Annotated in this window: 2 protein-coding genes and 1 pseudogene; 2 read left to right on the top strand and 1 reads right to left on the bottom strand. The window is 66.7% G+C overall.

All coding sequences use genetic code 11. The features are described 5' to 3' along the window. Window positions 1-575: phosphotransferase (locus WAN71_RS00440; protein ID WP_422223443.1), on the bottom strand; the 575-nt coding region annotated here is incomplete at its 3' end. A gap of 49 nt (window positions 576-624) precedes the next feature. Between WAN71_RS00440 and WAN71_RS00435 the strand changes: the two genes are divergently transcribed. Together WAN71_RS00435 and WAN71_RS00430 are read left to right on the top strand one after the other, a co-directional pair. After that, on the top strand, window positions 625-1668 hold the full coding sequence (locus WAN71_RS00435; RefSeq protein WP_422223442.1) for a TIGR03857 family LLM class F420-dependent oxidoreductase: 1044 nt from the start codon (window positions 625-627) through the stop codon (window positions 1666-1668). Window positions 1669-1722: 54 nt separating this feature from the next. Next, window positions 1723-2004 (top strand): annotated as a pseudogene (locus tag WAN71_RS00430) (hypothetical protein); the annotation flags it as partial.

Here is a 2004-nt window from a genome sequence, read left to right as displayed (position 1 = left end):
AGGTAGCGTTGCAACGCCGTGCGGGTGGGGTCGGCTTCGCCACGGAGGAAACGCAATGTGTCGGGGTCGTCGACGCGGTGCACATCGACTAGTGCGCGTAGCCCGTTGTCGCACAACAACGCCCGCTCAGTAGCGGCTAGGTCGACGGTCCAGCCCCGCTTGTGCCAACTCGGAATGTACGATGGCGTCCGTCCCCGCACCCGGCGCATCAGATAAAACGGCGACCCCAAAACAGCTGCGTCGCGTTCGATGCCAACGATATCGGGAACTGGAATGCCCTGCGCGCCAAGTCGTTGCATCACTTCGGCCTGCCGCGGAGCATCGGGCACAGTGAACAACTGGTGGTCCTCGGCCTGTGCGCGCAACACCAGATCCTCGGTGTGGCGCACGCCGGCTTGGTCGATCCAGCCGGCGGTGAAGACCACCGTTCGCCCGGAGTAACCGGCCTGCGGGGCGGTGAAGTCGGAGATCTCGAAGGCCGTCGCTCCTGAAGCCGCCAGCCGGGGAGGCAGCCAGCTCTGCATCACGTCGCCCACCCGGTCGCCGACGTCGCCGCGCGTCGACCCATACGCCATCTCCGAACCCCTTGCCAACATTCTGAACACTACTGTCAGAATAGCGGTCATGGATGGCAGTCGGTCGAGTAGTCCAGCCCTCGGGGCCTACGTGCTTCCCGGACGTGTCACCGATCCCGGCGCCGTGGTCAGCCAAGCACAGGCCGCCGAGCGCCTCGGCCTGCGCACGATATGGCTCAGCGAGCGGTGGGGTACCAAGGACCTCGGGGTGATCACAGGCGCGGTCAGCCAGATCACGTCGAGAATCCGAATCGCCTCGGGCATAACGCATTTGCAATCGCGGCATCCCGCGTTGCTGGCGTCGCTGGCGATGACGGCTCAGGCGCTCTCGGGCGGGCGGTTCATCCTTGGCGTCGGACGCTCGGTGGACGCCATGTGGAAGGCCGTCGGGTTGCCGAGGGCCACGAACGCCTCGATCGTCGACCACGCCGACATCTTCCGTCGGCTGTGCCGGGGGAAGAAGGTGCGCTACGACGGGCCCGCGGGCACCTACCCCTCACTACGGCTGAACGACTTACCTGATCAACCGGTGCCTCCGCTGGTCTTCGCGGCGATCGGGCCCAAGGGCCTGGAGCTCGCGGGCCGCCACTTCGACGGCGTGCTGCTGCATCCGTTCCTGACGACTGCCGCCGTGCGGCGATCGGTGGATCTCGTGCGCGCCGCCGAACGCGCGGCCGGGCGGCCGGCGGCCAGCGTGCGTGTGTACGCCACCGTCGTGGTGGCCTGCGGGCTCCCTCCCGACGAAGAACTCGCGGTGGTCGGAGCGCGGGCGGTGACCTACTACCAGATTCCGGGCTTCGGAGAGCGATTGGCGACCGTCAACGGTTGGGATCCGGAGCCGCTGACGCGGTTGCGATCCCATCCGCTGCTCGCCGGGATCAGAGGTTCGGCGGACTCCGTGCTCACCCGGGAGGAACTCGTCGAGGTCGCATCGCGGTTGCCCGCGGCGTGGACCGGCGAGGCGGCTGCGATCGGATCGGCGCCGGCCTGCCACCAAGTATTCCAACGCTACCTAGAAGCGGGGGCCGACGAGTTGGTCTTGCATGGGAGCGCTCCCGACCGGCTGGGTTCCCTCTTCGGGCAGGCGGGCTGAGGCCGCTTCGCCAAATCAGTTAAACATTGAGCGGATTAGTCCTAGGATTCGGCCATGGATCTGAAACTCCAACGCATCGCCGCGTGGGGGGGAATCGTCATGCTCGTCCTCTTCTTCGTCTTCTTCATGCTGATCGGCAAGCTCATACCGCCGCTGTCACCGACCTCGAGCGCGCGGGACATCGCCGACTTTCTCATCGCCAACAAGCTGCGGGTACGGGTTGGCCTCGCGTTCAGCCTCCTCGCCGCGTGTGTCGCGTTGCCGTTCCTGGCCACGATCTGCCTGCGGGTGCATCGGGTCGAGGGCAAGTGGGGCGTGCTGTCGGTGACCCAGATC

Origin of the sequence: Mycobacterium sp. (genome assembly GCF_049280035.1) — a bacterium.
Classification (GTDB): domain Bacteria; phylum Actinomycetota; class Actinomycetes; order Mycobacteriales; family Mycobacteriaceae; genus Mycobacterium.
Note: the sequence above shows the minus strand (reverse complement) of the source record. Positions and strands in the feature narration are given on the sequence as shown.